Origin of the sequence: Streptomyces aurantiaciflavus (genome assembly GCF_049808595.1) — a bacterium.
Taxonomy (GTDB): Bacteria; Actinomycetota; Actinomycetes; order Streptomycetales; family Streptomycetaceae; genus Streptomyces.
The window spans coordinates 296,777-310,665 of record NZ_JBNCAQ010000007.1; the positions used below are offsets into that span (position 1 = coordinate 296,777).

The window sequence follows — 13,889 nt, forward strand, 5'->3', positions numbered from 1 at the left end:
AGGCTCCCCTCCCACAAGGAAGGGGAGCCTCTCCAGAAGGAGCGCGCCACCCGAGGGCCCCGCGGCAGGCCGGGCGATCAGCTCGTCGCCCGAACCGCGTCGCGGATCAGCTCCGCGACCTCCTTCGGCCGGGACACAGCGGCAGCGTGCGACGCTCCCTCGAGCTCGACGATCGTCGCCCCGGCCCGCTTGGCGCCGAATCGCTGGACCTCGGGGTTGATCGCCTCGTCCGCCGCGGCCACGAGCGCCCAGGAGGGCTTGGTCTTCCAGGCGGCCTCGGCCGCGGTCTCGTCGAACGCGGCGGCGGCCAGCGGCCGCTGCGCCGCCGCGAGCACCTCGGTGACGTCGGCCGGCACGTCCGCCGCGAACACGGACGGGAAGGCGTCCTGGGCGATGGTCACCTCGACGGCCGGTTCGCCGCCCGGCACCGGGTACGTCCACTCCTTGAGGTTGCTGACCAGCGGGGAGAGCGGGAAGCGGCCCTGGAGCTCGCCCAGGCTCTCGCCCTCCTCCAGGACGTAGGCGGCCACGTAGACGAGGCCGACGACGTTCTCGGTGGTGCCGGCCACGGTGATGAGCGCGCCGCCGTAGGAGTGGCCGACGAGGACGACGGGGCCGTCGATCTGGGCGGCCACGGAGGCGACGTACGCGGCGTCGGACGCGAGGCCCCGCAGCGGGTTGGGCGGGGCGATCACCGGGATGCCGTGGTCCTGGAGTTCGGCGATGACGCCGGACCAGCTGGCCGCGTCGGCGAACGCGCCGTGGACGAGGAGGACGGTGGGCGTGGTGGTCATGTCTGGGTCTCTCCCCGGGGTCAGGCGGAGTGCAGGACGGTGCGCAGCGTGCCGGCGGCGAGGCTGATGGCGGCCTCGGCGGCGGGGGTGGGGCGCAGGGCGTTGAGCATCACGAAGTCGTGGATGATGCCCTGGAAGCGGACCGCGGTGACCGCGACTCCCGCCTCACGCAGCTTGTTGGCGTACGCCTCGCCCTCGTCGCGCAGGACGTCGGCCTCGGCGGTGATGACGAGGGCCGGGGGCAGGCCGGTGAGCTGCTCGGTGGTGGCGCGCAGCGGTGACGCGGTGATCTGGGCGCGCTCGGCCTCGTCGGTCGTGTACTGGTCCCAGAACCACTGCATGGCATCGCGGCGCAGGAAGTAGCCGGTGGCGAACTGGTGGTAGGACGGCGTGTCGAAGGCCGCGTCGGTGACCGGGTAGAACAGCACCTGCTGCACCAGCGGCACGTCACCGCGCTGCTTGGCCATCAGGGTCAGCGCGGCGGTCATGTTGCCGCCGACGGAGTCACCGGCGACGGCGATGCGGGTGGCGTCCAGGCCCTTCGACGCGCCCTGCTCGACGACCCACCGGGCGACGGCGTAGTTCTGCTCGATGGCGACCGGGTAGCGGGCCTCGGGCGAGAGGTCGTACTCGGGGAAGACGACGGCGGCCTCGGCGCCGACGGCGAGTTCGCGGACCAGGCGGTCGTGGGTGTGGGCGTTGCCGAACACCCAGCCCGCGCCGTGGATGTAGAGAACCACCGGCAGGGTGCCCTGGGCGCCGGCGGGCTTGACGATGCGGGCACGGACGGAGCCGGTGGGGCCGCCGGAGACGGTGATCCACTCCTCGTCCACGCCCGGCTTGTCGATCTCCCCGGACTGGACCTCGTCGACGGCCTTGCGCCCTTCCGCCGGCGGCAGGTCGAACAGGTAGGGCGGGTTCGCGGTCGCCTCGGCGAACGCCGCGGCCTCGGGTTCCAGCACCGGTCGAACCGGCTCGACGACGTCGGACATGGGTGTCTCCAGCTGTTATCGGTGTGCGTTGTCCTGCTCACTGACGCTAAATCCGCGGTGCGGCCGGACATTGCCCACACGTGCACCGGCACTGTGCTGACAGCGCACGGAGCTCCGTGCGCTGTCGGCACTTATTCAGTGCGCTCAGGGAACACACGGCGTCCCGCGAACCGGTTTGAGTTGTCGGCGAAGCAACCGCGGTTTCGTCGCACTGGACGTAATTGAAGGAATCCTGGAGGGATGTCACACCGTGTCAGCAACGCCGGTCGGCGGGCTGGTTCCCCGGGCCGCCGACAATGCCGCGGAACTCGTCGTCCGCAACGCGCGGATCCATACGCAGGACGCGCGCCGCCCGCAGGCCGGCGCGCTCGCCGTGCGCGGCGGTGTCATCACGGCCGTCGGCGACGACGCGGACGTGGCCGCGCACATCGGTCCGGACACACGGGTCGTCGACGCGCTCGGCCGGCGCGTGGTGCCGGGCCTGAACGACGCCCATCTGCATGTGATCCGCGGCGGCCTCAACTACGTCCTGGAGCTGCGCTGGGACGGCGTGCCCACCCTGCGGCAGGGGCTGGCGATGCTGCGCGAGCAGGCCGCCCGTACCCCGAAGGGCCAGTGGGTGCGGGTGGTCGGGGGCTGGTCGGCGGAGCAGTTCGCCGAACGGCGGCTGCCGACGGTCGCGGAACTGAACGCCGCCGCGCCCGACACGCCCGTCTTCGTCCTGCACCTCTACCAGTCCGCCGTCCTCAACCGGGCCGCCCTCAGGGCCGCGGGCCACGACCGGAACACCCCGGACCCGAAGGGCGGCCAGATCGTCCGTGGCCGCGACGGCGAGCCGACGGGCATGCTGCTGGCGGCGCCCAGCGCCCTGATCCTGTACTCGACACTCGCCAAGGCCCCGACGCTCGACGGCGAGGACAGGAAGACCTCGACGCGGCACTTCCTGCGCGAACTCAACCGGTTCGGACTCACCTCGGCCATCGACGCCGCCGGCGGATTCCAGAACTTCCCCGAGAACTACGCCACCGTCGTCGACCTGGCGAAATCCGGCCAGTTGTCGCTGCGTATCGCCTATCACCTTTTCCCTCAGACTCCGGGCCAGGAGATCGACGATCTCACCCGCTGGACCGAAATGGCCCGCCCCGACGACGGAGATGAATGGCTGCGGCTGAACGGCGCGGGTGAGAATCTCACCTGGGCGGCCGCCGATTTCGAGAACTTCGCCCAGCCGCGGCCCGAACTCACCGCATACGAGGCGGAATTCGAGAAGGCGGTACGGCTCCTGATGGAGAACGGCTGGGGATTCCGTCTGCACGCCACCTACGACGAGACCGTCCGGCGCGATCTCGCCGTCTTCGAGAAACTCGCCGCCGACGGCCTCTTCCCGGCCGGCAACCGCTGGCTGTTCGACCACGCGGAGACGGTCTCCCCGGAGAGCCTCGACCGCATCGCCGCCCTCGGCGGCGCGATGTCCGTCCAGAACCGCCTCTCCTTCCAGGGCGAGGCGTTCCTGCGGCGCTACGGCCCCGGAGCCGCCGCGGACGCCCCGCCGCTCACGGCCATGCTGGCGCGCGGGCTGACCGTCGCCGCCGGCACGGACGCCACGCGGGTCTCCACGTACAACCCGTGGGTCGCTCTGCACTGGCTGGTCAGCGGCCGCACCGTCGGTGAGCTGACCCTGCGCCCGCCGTCGAACCGGGTCGACCGGCGCACCGCGCTCACCCTGTTCACCCGCGCCGGCGCCGCGCTGACCGGCGAGGACGAGGTCAAGGGGGTGCTGCGGCCCGGCTGCTACGCGGACCTGGCGATCCTCTCCGAGGACTACTTCTCCGTGCCCGAGCCGGACATCCCGCACATCGAGTCGCTGCTGACGGTCACCGGCGGCCGGATCGTGTACGCCGCCGGCGAGTACGAGGGCCTCGACGAGGAGCTGCCGCCCGTGAGCCCCGGCTGGAGCCCGGTCGCCCGCTTCGGCGGCTACCAGGCGACCCCCGCCCCGTCCCGTACGGGTGCCCGCCAGGCCGATCTGCTCGGTGAGGCCGTCGCCGAGTCGGAGGAGCAGCGGCGGTGGCGCGTGAGCCGCGGCCTTGTTCCGGGGGCCACGGACACACCGTTCGACCCCTGCTTCTCCCTCTGAACCACCTGTCCACCTGAACCACCTGTCCACCCGTTCCCAACCACCTGATCACCCCTTCCCCACCCCATCACCGAAAGGTTTCTCCATGGTCGACATCGCCGAGGTCACCGCGTCCCCCAGCCCCGACCTGCTCACGCCCGACAACTGCGCGGTGCTGTTCGTGGACCACCAGCCGCAGATGTTCTTCGGCACGGGCAGCGGCGACCGCACCGCGATCATCAACGCGACGCTGGGTCTGGCGAAGGCCGCGAAGGCGTTCGACGTACCGGTCGTACTGAGCACCGTGGCCGCCGAGTCGTTCTCCGGCCCGATCCTGCCGCAGCTCGCGGACGTCTTCCCCGAGCAGAAGATCATCGACCGGACCACGATGAACGCCTGGGAGGACCTCGCCTTCGTCGAGGCCGTCAAGGCCACCGGCCGCAAGAAGCTGGTGATCGCCGGCCTGTGGACCGAGGTCTGCGTCGTCCTGCCCACGCTCTCCGCGCTCGCCCAGGGCTACGAGGTGTACGTGGTCACCGACGCGTCCGGCGGTGTCAGCCCGCAGGCGCACGAGCACGCGATCCAGCGCATGGTGCAGGGCGGCGCGATCCCGGTCACCTGGGTGCAGGTGCTCCTGGAGCTCCAGCGCGACTGGGCCCGCACCGAGACGTACGCCGCCACGACCGGCGTGGTGAAGGAGCACGGCGGCGCCTACGGCCTCGGCATCGTCTACGCGCAGGCCGTCATCGGCGCCCACGCGGCGGGCTGATCCCCGCAGGCGCGGAAGAACCAGGGAACAGGCGGGTACACGATGGACACCGGACTGCTGGTCCTCCGGCTGGTGGTGGGGCTCCTCATCGCCGGGCACGGGGTGCAGAAGGTGAGTTTCCTCCTCGGGGGACAGGGCCTCGCGGGCGGAACCGAGGAGTTCCGCCGCGACGGCTTCCGCGGCGGCCGGCTGACCGCGCTCGTCGCGGGCGGCAGCCAGCTCGGCGCCGGCCTGTTCCTGACCGCGGGGCTGCTCACCCCGCTCGCCGCGACGGCGGCGATGGGCGTGATGACGGTCGCCGCCACGGTGAAGTGGCCCAAGGGCCTGTGGGTGCAGAACGACGGCTACGAGTACCCGCTGGTCCTCGTCGTCGTGTCGGCGGCGCTGGCCCTGACCGGGCCGGGCCGCTGGTCCCTGGACGAGGTGCTGGGCCTCACGCCCTGGCCGGGCCCGCTCGTGGCCGCGGCGATCGTGGCCGGCCCGGCCGGCGGGCTGCTGACCCGCCTGCTGCTGCGGGGACCGCGGGTGCGGGAGGCGCGGTATGCGCGCGCTGCTGACTGACGCGCTGCGCACCCTCGCCCCGCGCGGGGAGGAGCGCCATGGTCCGCTCCCGCCGCTGATGCTGGCGCTGACGGTGGTGACCGGGCTGGTGGACGCGGTGAGCTATCTCGCACTCGGGCATGTCTTCGTCGCCAACATGACCGGCAACGTGGTGTTCCTGGGCTTCGCGCTGGCCGGCGCCGCGAACCTGTCCGCGCTCGCCTCCGTCGTCTCCCTGGCGGCCTTCCTCGCGGGGGCGCTGGCGGGCGGGCGGCTCGGTACCCGGTTCGCGGCGCACCGCGGGCATCTGCTGCGGACGGCGACGGCGGCGCAGACGGTGCTGGTCGCCGTCTGCGCCGTGGTCGCCGCGATCGCCGACGGCCGGTCCGGGGCCGGCGTCCGGTACACGCTGATCGTGTTCCTGGGTCTCGCCATGGGGCTGCAGAACGCGGTCGCCCGGCGGCTGGGCGTCCCCGACCTCACCACCACGGTGCTGACCCTGACGCTGACGGGTCTGGCCGCGGACTCCGCCCCGGCCGGCGGTGAGGCCCCGCGGCCCGGCCGCCGGATCCTGTCGGTGCTCGCCATGTTCCTGGGTGCGCTCGTCGGCGCGGTGCTCGTGCTGCACGGCCACCTCGTCCTGACGCTGGGACTGGCCCTGCTGCTGCTCGCGGTCACCGCCGTGACCACGCACCGGCTCTCGGCCGGGGACGTACCGTGGGCGCGGCCGGGCGGCTGAGGCGGGGCTCAGCGCCGTCCGGCGGCGTCCCGCCATTCGCGCGGGGACATGCCGTAGGCGGTACGGAAGACCCGGCTGAAGTGCGTGGCGCTCGTGAAACCCCAACGGCCCGCCACCGCCGCGATGGTGCGGCTCCCCCGCCGGTGCCGCGCCAGGTCGCGCCGGCATGCCTCCAGGCGGCGGCGCAGGATCCAGCGGCCGACCGTGGTGCCCTCGTCCTGGAACAGCTTGTGCAGATAGCGCACGGAGATGTGGTGGGCGCGGGCGATGCCCTCCGGGGACATGTCGGGGTCGGTCAGGTGGAGTTCGACGTACTCGAGGATCCGCCCCAGTACCGGCGCCTGCCCGTCCGGGGCGCCCGGGGTGTCCGGCGCCTGCGCGCGCACCTGCTCGGCGGCGAGGGTCGCCAGGAGGTTCACGGCGTTCCAGGCGAGCATCTCGCCGACCGGCGGCCCGGCCTGGGAGGCGGTGCGGGCGAGGCCGGACAGCAACGGCGACAGCAGTGTGCCGAGCCGGGACGCCCGGGTGACCGGCGTGCGGGTGATCCGCCGTGCGTCGGCGGGCGTCAGCCCGAGCAGATCGCTCGGGACGAGGAACACCGTCGCCCGGAACCGCTCGGGGAAGTCCAGGGCCGCCGGGTGCCGCGCGTCGTAGAAGCAGACGTCGCCCGGGGCGAGGTGCAGGGTGGCGGGCTCGGTGTCGGGCGGGACGGCGGCGCCTCGCAGACCCACGAAGAGGTACTCGCCGCCGTCGGTGGCCTGGAGCCGGTGCGGCCGCGCACGCGGCGCCCGCTCCCCCGGCAGCCGGCCCGGCCCGCGCTCGCCGGTCACGATCTCCACGCCCAGGGGCGTACGGGCGACCCGCGCGTCGATGGTGGTGGTGGTGGTGGACATCCGCAGTTGCCTCCGGAGGGGCCGTCGGTGTTGTCGCCGGGACGGTAGGCCGGGGCATGTGCAAAAAGTGTGACAGTGAAGTGAGAACGCCTGCGTACGGCGCCCGGGCGGCGCTCAGGACACCTCCGGCAGCCCTTGTTCCGCCACGCGTTCGGCCGCGAAGGCCCGCAGCAGTTCGTGCAGGGAGTAGCGGCCGGGCGTGTGCTCGGTGACGAGGTGGGCGTCGGCGAGTTCGCCGAGGAGCAGGCGGGCCCGGCGGACGGGCAGCCCGGTGAGTGCCGCGGCCCCGGCCGGGGTGAGGTCGGGTCCGGTGTGCCGGGGCAGCAGCCGGAAGAGGCGGGCGCTCTCCGGGGGCAGGAGGCGGTACGAGCCCAGGAAGGCGGCGCGGACGTCGGGTGTTCCGCCGCTGACCGTGAGGGCGTCCAGAGGGCTCTGGCAGGCGCGCAGTTCGGCGGCGACGGCGGTCAGGGGGACGGCCCGTCGGCCGGTGACGCGTGCGGCGACGGCGGACAGGGCCAGGGGAAGCCGGCCGCACCGGTCGACGATCTCTTCACCGGCGCCGGGTTCGGCGGCCAGGCGATCGGCGCCGATCCGCAGGGCCAGCGCCTCGCGCGCGTCCCCGGCGGGGAGCGGCTCCAGGCGCAGCGGACGGGCGCCCGAGGCGATCAGGCCGGGCAGGGCATGACGGCTGGTGATCAGCGCCAGGCAGCCCGGTGCGGCGGGCAGCAGCGGACGCAGCTGTTCGGTGCCGGCGGCGTCGTCGAGCACCACGAGGAGGCGCCGGCCGGCGAGCAGGGTGCGGTACAGGCCGGTCAGGGCGGCCAGGCCGTCCGGCATGCTCGGCGCGGACACGCCCAGCGCGGCGAGCATCCCGCGCAGCGCCTCCGCGGGCTCCACGGCGGGCCGGTTCGGGTCGCATCCCCGTAGCGGGACGTGGAGTTGGCCGTCCGGGAAGCGGCCTGCCGCCCGGTGCGCCCAGTGCACGGCGAGCGTGGTCTTGCCGACGCCCGCCATCCCGCCGATCAGCACGGCCGCCGGCGCCCGCGCACCGCCGGGCACGGCCCCCGCCCGGTCCGTCAGCCACTCCAGCTCGGTCCCGCGGCCGGCGAAGGCGGCGGGGTCGGGGGGCAGTTGGGCGGGACGGGCGAGTGAGGGCCGCTCCGCAGCGCCGCCGCTGCCGACCCGTACGACCGGCGCCTCCCGCCCGAGGTCCACCGTGGGACCGGACTTCAGCCGCCCCACCTCCTGGCGGAGCACCCGGGTGTGCGCCTCGGCGAGTTCGGCGCCCGGGGCGATGCCGAGTTCCGCCGTCAGCCGCCGGCGGACGTCCTCGTACACCTTCAGGGCCTCCGCCTGGAGGCCGCAGGCGGCCAGGGACAGGATCAGCCGGGCGTGCAGGGGCTCGTCGAGGGGGTCGAGGGCGGTGGCCCGGCGCAGGGCGGGCAGGACCTGCTCGGCGCGGCCGCACAGCAGGGCCGCGTCGGCGGCCATCCCGGCGGTCTGCAGGAGTTCGCGTTCGACGGCTGTGAACTGGACGTGCTCGCGCGCGGACGCGGGGATCCCCATCGCGACCGGTCCGCGCCACTCCCCCAGCGCCTCGGTGAAGCGCCGGGCCGCCGTCTCGGGCCGCCCGGTGGCCGCCGCCCGCTTGCCCTGCCGGGTCAGTTCGCGGAAGCGCAGCAGGTCGACCTCGTCCGGGTCCACCGCCAGGAGGTAGCCGCCGGGGCGGCGCAGCAGGCGTCGGCCGGGGGCGCGGGGCGGCAACTCCGGCTCCAGCAGGCGTCGTAGCGCACCCGCGTAGCGGCGCACCACGTTCTGCGCGCTGGCGGGCGGGCGTTCGGCCCACAGCACGTCGAGGATCTCGCTCGTCGGCACGGCGCGGCCGGTGTGGGCCAGGAGCAGGGCGAGGAGGGCGCGTTGCTGGGGGAACCCGAGGTCGAGTTCGTCGTCCTCCCGCCACGCCCGGACGGGCCCCAGCACCTCGAACCGCATCGCCCCACCCTGCTCCGTCCCGGCTCCCCGAGCTGCTCCGTCCCGGCCTGCTCCGTCCCGGCTCCCCGACGTCCAGCGTAGGCAAGGTTTGCCGTGCGGGTCTGCCCCATGTCGCTGTGGATCAAGAGCCGGTGCACGCGGGGTCAACACCTTGGTCCGGATCACCGGGAGGGCGGGCGCCACCACTGTCACAACTGCCACCACTGTCGCTGGACACCCCCATTACACCTGACACCCCGCTTTCGCCCGAGACCCCCGCTACACCTGACACCCCGCTGCCGCCCTGACACCAGCGCCTTCGCGTCTCCGGGCTATACCACGCCCCGGCCCGCGTTCCGTACGCCGCCGTGAACGGGCGGCTGAAGCGGGCGGCGCCGGTGAAGCCACGGCGCCGGGTCACGACGGCGACGACGAGCCCGGCGGCGCCGTGCTGCGGTCAGCAGGCGCCGGCTTCGCCCGCCCGTCCGGTCAGGCGGGCCTCGACGCGCTCGGCGTCGCGGTGGTCCAGGGATCTGAGCAGGGTGAGCGCCTGTTGCCAGGCGGCGCGGGCGCTGTCGTGGTCGCCCATGGCGCGGTGGGTGTCGCCGACCCGGGTGAGGATGTCGGCCTCGGCGTAGGGCACGCCGAGGTCGCGCAGGAGGGCGAGGGCGTTGCGGTAGCCGAGGAGGGCATGCGGGTGGCGGCCGAGGTGCTGGTGGGCGTAGGCGATGCTGTCCCAGGTGGCGGCCTGGCCGTAGCGGTCGCCGAGTTCCTGGAGCACGGCGAGGGCTTCGTGGCAGTGCGTGAGGGCCTGTCGGTACTCGCCGAGCAGGGCGTGGTACCAGCCGACGGAGTTCAGGACGCTGGCCTGCGCGGCGCGGTCGCCGAGGGCGCGGAACAGGTCGAGGGCGAGCTGGTTGTGGCGCAGGGCGCCGGGGAGGTCGCCCTGCTGGTCGCGCTCCCAGCCGAGGCTGCGGTGGGTGTTGGCGCGGCCGGTGTCGTCGCCCAGCTCGGTGAAGAGGGCCAGGGCGCGTTCGAGGCGGGGGTCGGCGTCCTCGTGCAGGCCGAGGCGGCCCTCGATGCGGCCCAGTCCGCGCAGCCCGCGGGCCTCCAGGACCGGGTCGCCGAGCCGCAGGGCGGCGTCGAGGGCGATGCGCTGCACGGCGAGCCCGTCGTGCCAGTGGCCGCGCCGGTCGAAGAACGGCTCCAGGGACCAGGCCAGTTGGCAGGCGAGACGTTCCTGCCCGCCGGCGGCGGCGGTGTCGACGACGGCGAGCAGCACCGCGTGCTCGGCGGTGAGCCAGGCCAGGGCCTGGTCGTCGTCGGCGAGCGGTTCGGGGCGCACGCCCTCCGGCGCGGGCGGCGGGGGCAGCGGGTCGGAGGCGGGAGCGAGCAGCCGGTCGGCGGTGTGGGCGGTGTGCAGGTAGTGGTGGTGGAGCCGGTGCAGGGCCGCCTGCCGCTCGTCCTCGGTGTGCTCCTGGTCGACGAGTTCGGCGGCGTGGGCGCGCAGCAGGTCGTGGAAGGCATAGCGGCCGGGGCTGTGCTCGGTGAGGAGGTGCAGGCCGGTCAGCTCGGCCAGCAGCGGCCGGGTACGGCGCACCGGCAGGCCGGCCAGGGCGGCGGCGGCCGGGAGGGAGAAGTCGGGGCCGGGGTGCAGGGCCAGCAGCCGGAACAGCCGGGCGGCCTGGTCCGAGACCTCGCGTGAGGACCACGAGAACACCGTGCCCACGTCGACGGAGGCGTCGGAGCGGGCGAAGGCGTCGAGGCTGCCGTGGGCCTCGCGCAGTTCGGCGGCGACGGCCGCGAGCGGGAAGCGGGGGTGGACGGCGGCGCGGGCGGCGACGCAGGCGAGGGCGAGGGGCAGTCCGGCGCACAGGGCGCCGATCTCGTCGGCGGCGTCCGGCTCGGCCTCCACCCGCTCGGCGCCCAGGCGGCGGACGAGGAACGCCCGCGCCTGGACGGGGTCGAAGGGCCGCAGGGTGAGGGTGTGGGCGCCGTGGGCGGCGACCAGTCCGGACAGTTCGTCGCGGCTGGTGACGATGGCGAGGCAGCCGGGCGATCCGGGCAGCAGCCGCCGTACGTGGTCGCTGTCGCGGGCGTTGTCCAGGACGACGAGGACCCGCCGTCCGGCCAGCACGCTGCGGTAGAGCGCGGCCTGCGCGTCCACGCCGTGCGGCACGCGGTCGGGCGGCACGCCGAGGGCGTCCAGGAAACCGCGGACGGCCTCCCCCGGCTCCATGACGGCGCCGGACGGGTCGAAGCCGCGCAGGTTGACGTAGAGCTGCCCGTCGGGGAAGCGGTCGGCGACGCGGTGGGCCCAGTGCACGGCGAGGGTGGTCTTGCCGACGCCGGCCATGCCGCCGATGGCACTGATCACGACGGTGCCGGCGGACGGCTCCTCGCCGTCGCACAGGCCGAGGATCTCCTCCAATTCGGCGTCACGGCCGGTGAACACCGGTATGTCGTGCGGGAGTTGGGCGGGTGTGGTGAACGCGGCGGGGGCGGGAGGGGCGGGGGTGCTCACCTCGTCGGCGGACGCCGGCTTCAGCACCGCCTCGCGCGCCTCGCGCAGTTCCGGCCCCGGATCGATCCCCAACTCCTCGGCCAGCCGCAGCCGTACGGCGTCGTACGCGCCCAGCGCCTCCGGGCGGCGGCCCGCCGCCGCCAGCGCGAGGATCAGCCCGGCCTGCACGGGTTCGTCCAACGGGTGGTCGGTGGCGGCCAGTTGCAGCTGGGGCAGGATCACGTCCGGTGTCCCCGCGCGCAGCGCCGCGTCGGCCGCCTCCCGTACGGCCGCGAGCCGTTCACGGTCCGTCGCGCCGAACGCCGGGTGGGCGCGGGCCCGTTCGGGAAGCCCGGCGGCGACCGGTCCCCGCCACAACGAGAGGGCCTCGGTGAGCAGTTCCACCGCCCGGGCGGGCGACTCGCCCGTCACCCGGCGCGCCGCCTCCCGCAGCGCGCGGAACCGCAGCAGGTCCAGGCAGTCACCGTCGGTCACCAGCCGGTATCCGCCCGCGTCCCGCGTCAGCCAGTGGCCCGCGGCGCGCGGCGCGAGACCGGGTTCGAGCAGGCGCCGCAGCGAACCCACGTGTCTGCGGACCACGTTGACCGCGCTGTTCGGCGGACGCGTCCCCCACAGCACGTCGACGATCTCGTCCATGGCGACCGGCTGTCCGGCCCTGACCAGCAGCAGCGCCAGGAAGGCCCGCTCCTGCGGCCCTCCGGGATCCAGTTCCGTCTCGCCCCGCCACACCCGCACGGGCCCCAGGACCGCGAACCGCACGGACTCCCGCGGCACGTCATCCCCCTCCCGGTAGTTCTCCCCCGAGGTCGACTTTACGTCACCAGGGGGATTACCGAGAGTTACTCAGGAAGAAGGGGCCGGGGGAGGCGTCACTCCGCTTTCTTCACGCGCTGCAGGGCGTCCGTGAGCGCGTGGTGGATCTCGTCGGGCAGCCAGTGGCAGTGGGCGCCCTGCACCACGTACTCCGCGACCTCCCGCAGTTTGGTGTTGGTGCGCTGGGAGATCTCCCTGAGGACCTCCCAGCCCTGCTCGGGACGGAGGTGGGCGACGGCGACGACCACGCCGATCGCCTGGTCGACGACCGCGTGGGAGGCGACGGCCTGCTGGAGCTGGGCGGCCTCCTCCTCCAGGACGGCGATCCGCTCGCGGAGCTCCACCTCCGTCAGCCGCTCCTCCGCTGCCATGCGAACCGTCTCTCTCCTCGTCCGGGGTCCGGGCGGCCGATGTCCCGGTGACACGCGGGCCCGTCCGTCCCAGCCTGCACGTCACGCACCCGCCCGTCGGCACACACGACGAACACCATCGCCGGGGTCGATCCGGAAAACGAACCCGGGGCCCGCATGTGAACCCGGATGCGGGGCAGGCGCGGAAGGCGGGCGACCGGCGGTCCGGCCTCGCCGCGGCCGTCGCGGCGAGGCCGCCGACCGCCCCGCCCCGCACCGCGCGGGCAGCCTGACACCGGACGAGGGCTTATGGACACGCTGTTCTTCGACAGTGACAACCTGGACCTGACCGAGGACTTCCTCAGCCGGGCCTACGCACGCATGCACATCGGCAGCAACGACCCACAGGCCAGCCGTGCGCGGATCACGCGCACCGCCATGCCGTCGGTGACCCTCGACGAGCTCGACCTGAACTTCGAGATGAGCTACTCCGTCACGCCCCTGGGCCGGATCTGCCTGTGTCTCGTGCACGACGGCACCATCGAGGACCATGTCTTCGACGGCGTCCAGGACGCCTTCGGTCCCGGTGACATGGTGTCCTTCGCCCCGCCGGACCTGCCGTACTCGGGCCGGATCTGCAACGCCCGCTACAACATCACGATGCTCGACACCGACCTGCTCGCCCAGGTCGCCGCCGGCGCGCCCGGCCGCAGACCCGAACCGGTACGGCTCACCGGCCACCGGCCCCACTCACCGGCCGCGGCCCGGCACCTACGGCGCTCCATCGCCTACCTGCGCGACCACCTCCTGACCGACCCCGACCTCGCCGACCAGCCCCTGATCACCTCCACGGCCGCCCAGCACCTGGCCGCCGGCGTGCTCGCCGCCTTCCCCAACACCGCGCTCACCGACCCCACCGCGACCGACCGCAACGACGCCCACCCCACGACGCTGCGCCATGCGCTGGCCTACATCGAGGACCACGCCCACGAGCCCGTCACCGTGGCCGACATCGCCGCGGCCGCCCATGTCACGGTGCGCGCCCTGCAGTACGCCTTCCGACGCCACCTGGACACCACCCCGCTGGCCCATCTGCGCCGGGTGCGCCTGTCCCACGCCCACGCCGACCTGCAGGCCGCGACCCCACTGGACGGCACCACGGTCACCGACATCGCGGCCCGCTGGGGCTTCTTCCACCCGGGCCGCTTCGCCGCCCTGTACCGCAAGGCCTACGGCCGCCCACCGCACCGGACCCTCGCCGACTAGTGCCGCGACAGGCAACGTTCGCCCCGTCGCGACGCCCGGCACGCCCTCTCGCCGCACCGGCCGAAAGCCCAAGTACATCCAGTACGAGGGCTTCCGGCCGGCACACCGAGAGCACGCACCGG

Annotated in this window: 11 protein-coding genes; 5 read left to right on the forward strand and 6 right to left on the reverse strand. The window is 74.1% G+C overall.

Going from position 1 to position 13,889, the window contains the following annotated elements; translation table 11 throughout:
• Positions 1-77: 77 nt before the first annotated feature.
• Positions 78-794 carry an alpha/beta fold hydrolase gene (locus tag ACPT94_RS10575; RefSeq protein WP_360331927.1) on the reverse strand — a complete coding sequence of 239 codons (717 nt, stop codon included), beginning with the start codon at positions 792-794 and terminating at the stop codon, positions 78-80.
• A gap of 20 nt (positions 795-814) precedes the next feature.
• On the reverse strand, positions 815-1,786 hold the full coding sequence (locus ACPT94_RS10580) for an alpha/beta hydrolase (protein ID WP_425245707.1): 972 nt from the start codon (positions 1,784-1,786) through the stop codon (positions 815-817).
• A gap of 250 nt (positions 1,787-2,036) precedes the next feature.
• On the opposite strand from ACPT94_RS10580, the gene ACPT94_RS10585 reads away from it, so the two are divergent.
• The 4 genes from ACPT94_RS10585 to ACPT94_RS10600 all read left to right on the forward strand — a co-directional run bounded on the left by ACPT94_RS10585 (position 2,037) and on the right by ACPT94_RS10600 (position 5,950).
• Complete coding sequence (locus ACPT94_RS10585; protein WP_360344263.1) at positions 2,037-3,923, forward strand: amidohydrolase; 1,887 nt, start codon at positions 2,037-2,039, stop codon at positions 3,921-3,923.
• An 85-nt stretch (positions 3,924-4,008) separates the two neighbouring features.
• Positions 4,009-4,671: a hydrolase gene (locus tag ACPT94_RS10590; protein WP_360344260.1), complete on the forward strand. Its 663-nt coding sequence runs from the start codon at positions 4,009-4,011 to the stop codon at positions 4,669-4,671.
• A gap of 42 nt (positions 4,672-4,713) precedes the next feature.
• The gene (locus ACPT94_RS10595; protein WP_360344257.1) at positions 4,714-5,232 is read left to right on the forward strand and encodes a DoxX family protein; all 519 of its coding nucleotides are present in this window, start codon (positions 4,714-4,716) and stop codon (positions 5,230-5,232) included.
• Positions 5,213-5,950: a YoaK family protein gene (locus tag ACPT94_RS10600; protein ID WP_360344254.1), complete on the forward strand. Its 738-nt coding sequence runs from the start codon at positions 5,213-5,215 to the stop codon at positions 5,948-5,950. The genes ACPT94_RS10595 and ACPT94_RS10600 overlap by 20 nt, the downstream gene beginning before the upstream one ends.
• A gap of 8 nt (positions 5,951-5,958) precedes the next feature.
• On the opposite strand, the gene ACPT94_RS10605 is transcribed toward ACPT94_RS10600, so the two are convergent.
• From ACPT94_RS10605 to ACPT94_RS10620, 4 genes are all read right to left on the reverse strand, one after another.
• The gene (locus ACPT94_RS10605) at positions 5,959-6,843 is read right to left on the reverse strand and encodes a helix-turn-helix domain-containing protein (RefSeq protein ID WP_425245708.1); all 885 of its coding nucleotides are present in this window, start codon (positions 6,841-6,843) and stop codon (positions 5,959-5,961) included.
• Positions 6,844-6,957: 114 nt separating this feature from the next.
• The gene (locus ACPT94_RS10610; protein WP_425245709.1) at positions 6,958-8,835 is read right to left on the reverse strand and encodes an AfsR/SARP family transcriptional regulator; all 1,878 of its coding nucleotides are present in this window, start codon (positions 8,833-8,835) and stop codon (positions 6,958-6,960) included.
• A 436-nt stretch (positions 8,836-9,271) separates the two neighbouring features.
• Complete coding sequence (locus ACPT94_RS10615) at positions 9,272-12,112, reverse strand: AfsR/SARP family transcriptional regulator (RefSeq protein WP_425245710.1); 2,841 nt, start codon at positions 12,110-12,112, stop codon at positions 9,272-9,274.
• Positions 12,113-12,207: 95 nt separating this feature from the next.
• A complete protein-coding gene (locus ACPT94_RS10620; RefSeq protein WP_360344242.1) occupies positions 12,208-12,522 on the reverse strand; it encodes an ANTAR domain-containing protein in 315 nt (104 codons plus the stop codon).
• A 288-nt stretch (positions 12,523-12,810) separates the two neighbouring features.
• Between ACPT94_RS10620 and ACPT94_RS10625 the strand changes: the two genes are divergently transcribed.
• Positions 12,811-13,767, forward strand: coding sequence for a helix-turn-helix transcriptional regulator (locus ACPT94_RS10625; protein WP_360344239.1), 957 nt, complete (start codon positions 12,811-12,813; stop codon positions 13,765-13,767).
• Positions 13,768-13,889 lie beyond the last annotated feature (122 nt).

Excerpts from the sequence above, each read along its gene's own strand:
- ACPT94_RS10575 (WP_360331927.1), bottom strand. The coding sequence starts at position 794 with ATGACCACCACGCCCACCGTCCTCCTCGTCCACGGCGCGTTCGCCGAC.
- ACPT94_RS10580 (WP_425245707.1), bottom strand. The coding sequence starts at position 1,786 with ATGTCCGACGTCGTCGAGCCGGTTCGACCGGTGCTGGAACCCGAGGCC.
- ACPT94_RS10590 (WP_360344260.1), top strand. The coding sequence starts at position 4,009 with ATGGTCGACATCGCCGAGGTCACCGCGTCCCCCAGCCCCGACCTGCTC.
- ACPT94_RS10595 (WP_360344257.1), top strand. The coding sequence starts at position 4,714 with ATGGACACCGGACTGCTGGTCCTCCGGCTGGTGGTGGGGCTCCTCATC.
- ACPT94_RS10600 (WP_360344254.1), top strand. The coding sequence starts at position 5,213 with ATGCGCGCGCTGCTGACTGACGCGCTGCGCACCCTCGCCCCGCGCGGG.
- ACPT94_RS10605 (WP_425245708.1), bottom strand. The coding sequence starts at position 6,843 with ATGTCCACCACCACCACCACCATCGACGCGCGGGTCGCCCGTACGCCC.
- ACPT94_RS10610 (WP_425245709.1), bottom strand. The coding sequence starts at position 8,835 with ATGCGGTTCGAGGTGCTGGGGCCCGTCCGGGCGTGGCGGGAGGACGAC.
- ACPT94_RS10620 (WP_360344242.1), bottom strand. The coding sequence starts at position 12,522 with ATGGCAGCGGAGGAGCGGCTGACGGAGGTGGAGCTCCGCGAGCGGATC.
- ACPT94_RS10625 (WP_360344239.1), top strand. The coding sequence starts at position 12,811 with ATGGACACGCTGTTCTTCGACAGTGACAACCTGGACCTGACCGAGGAC.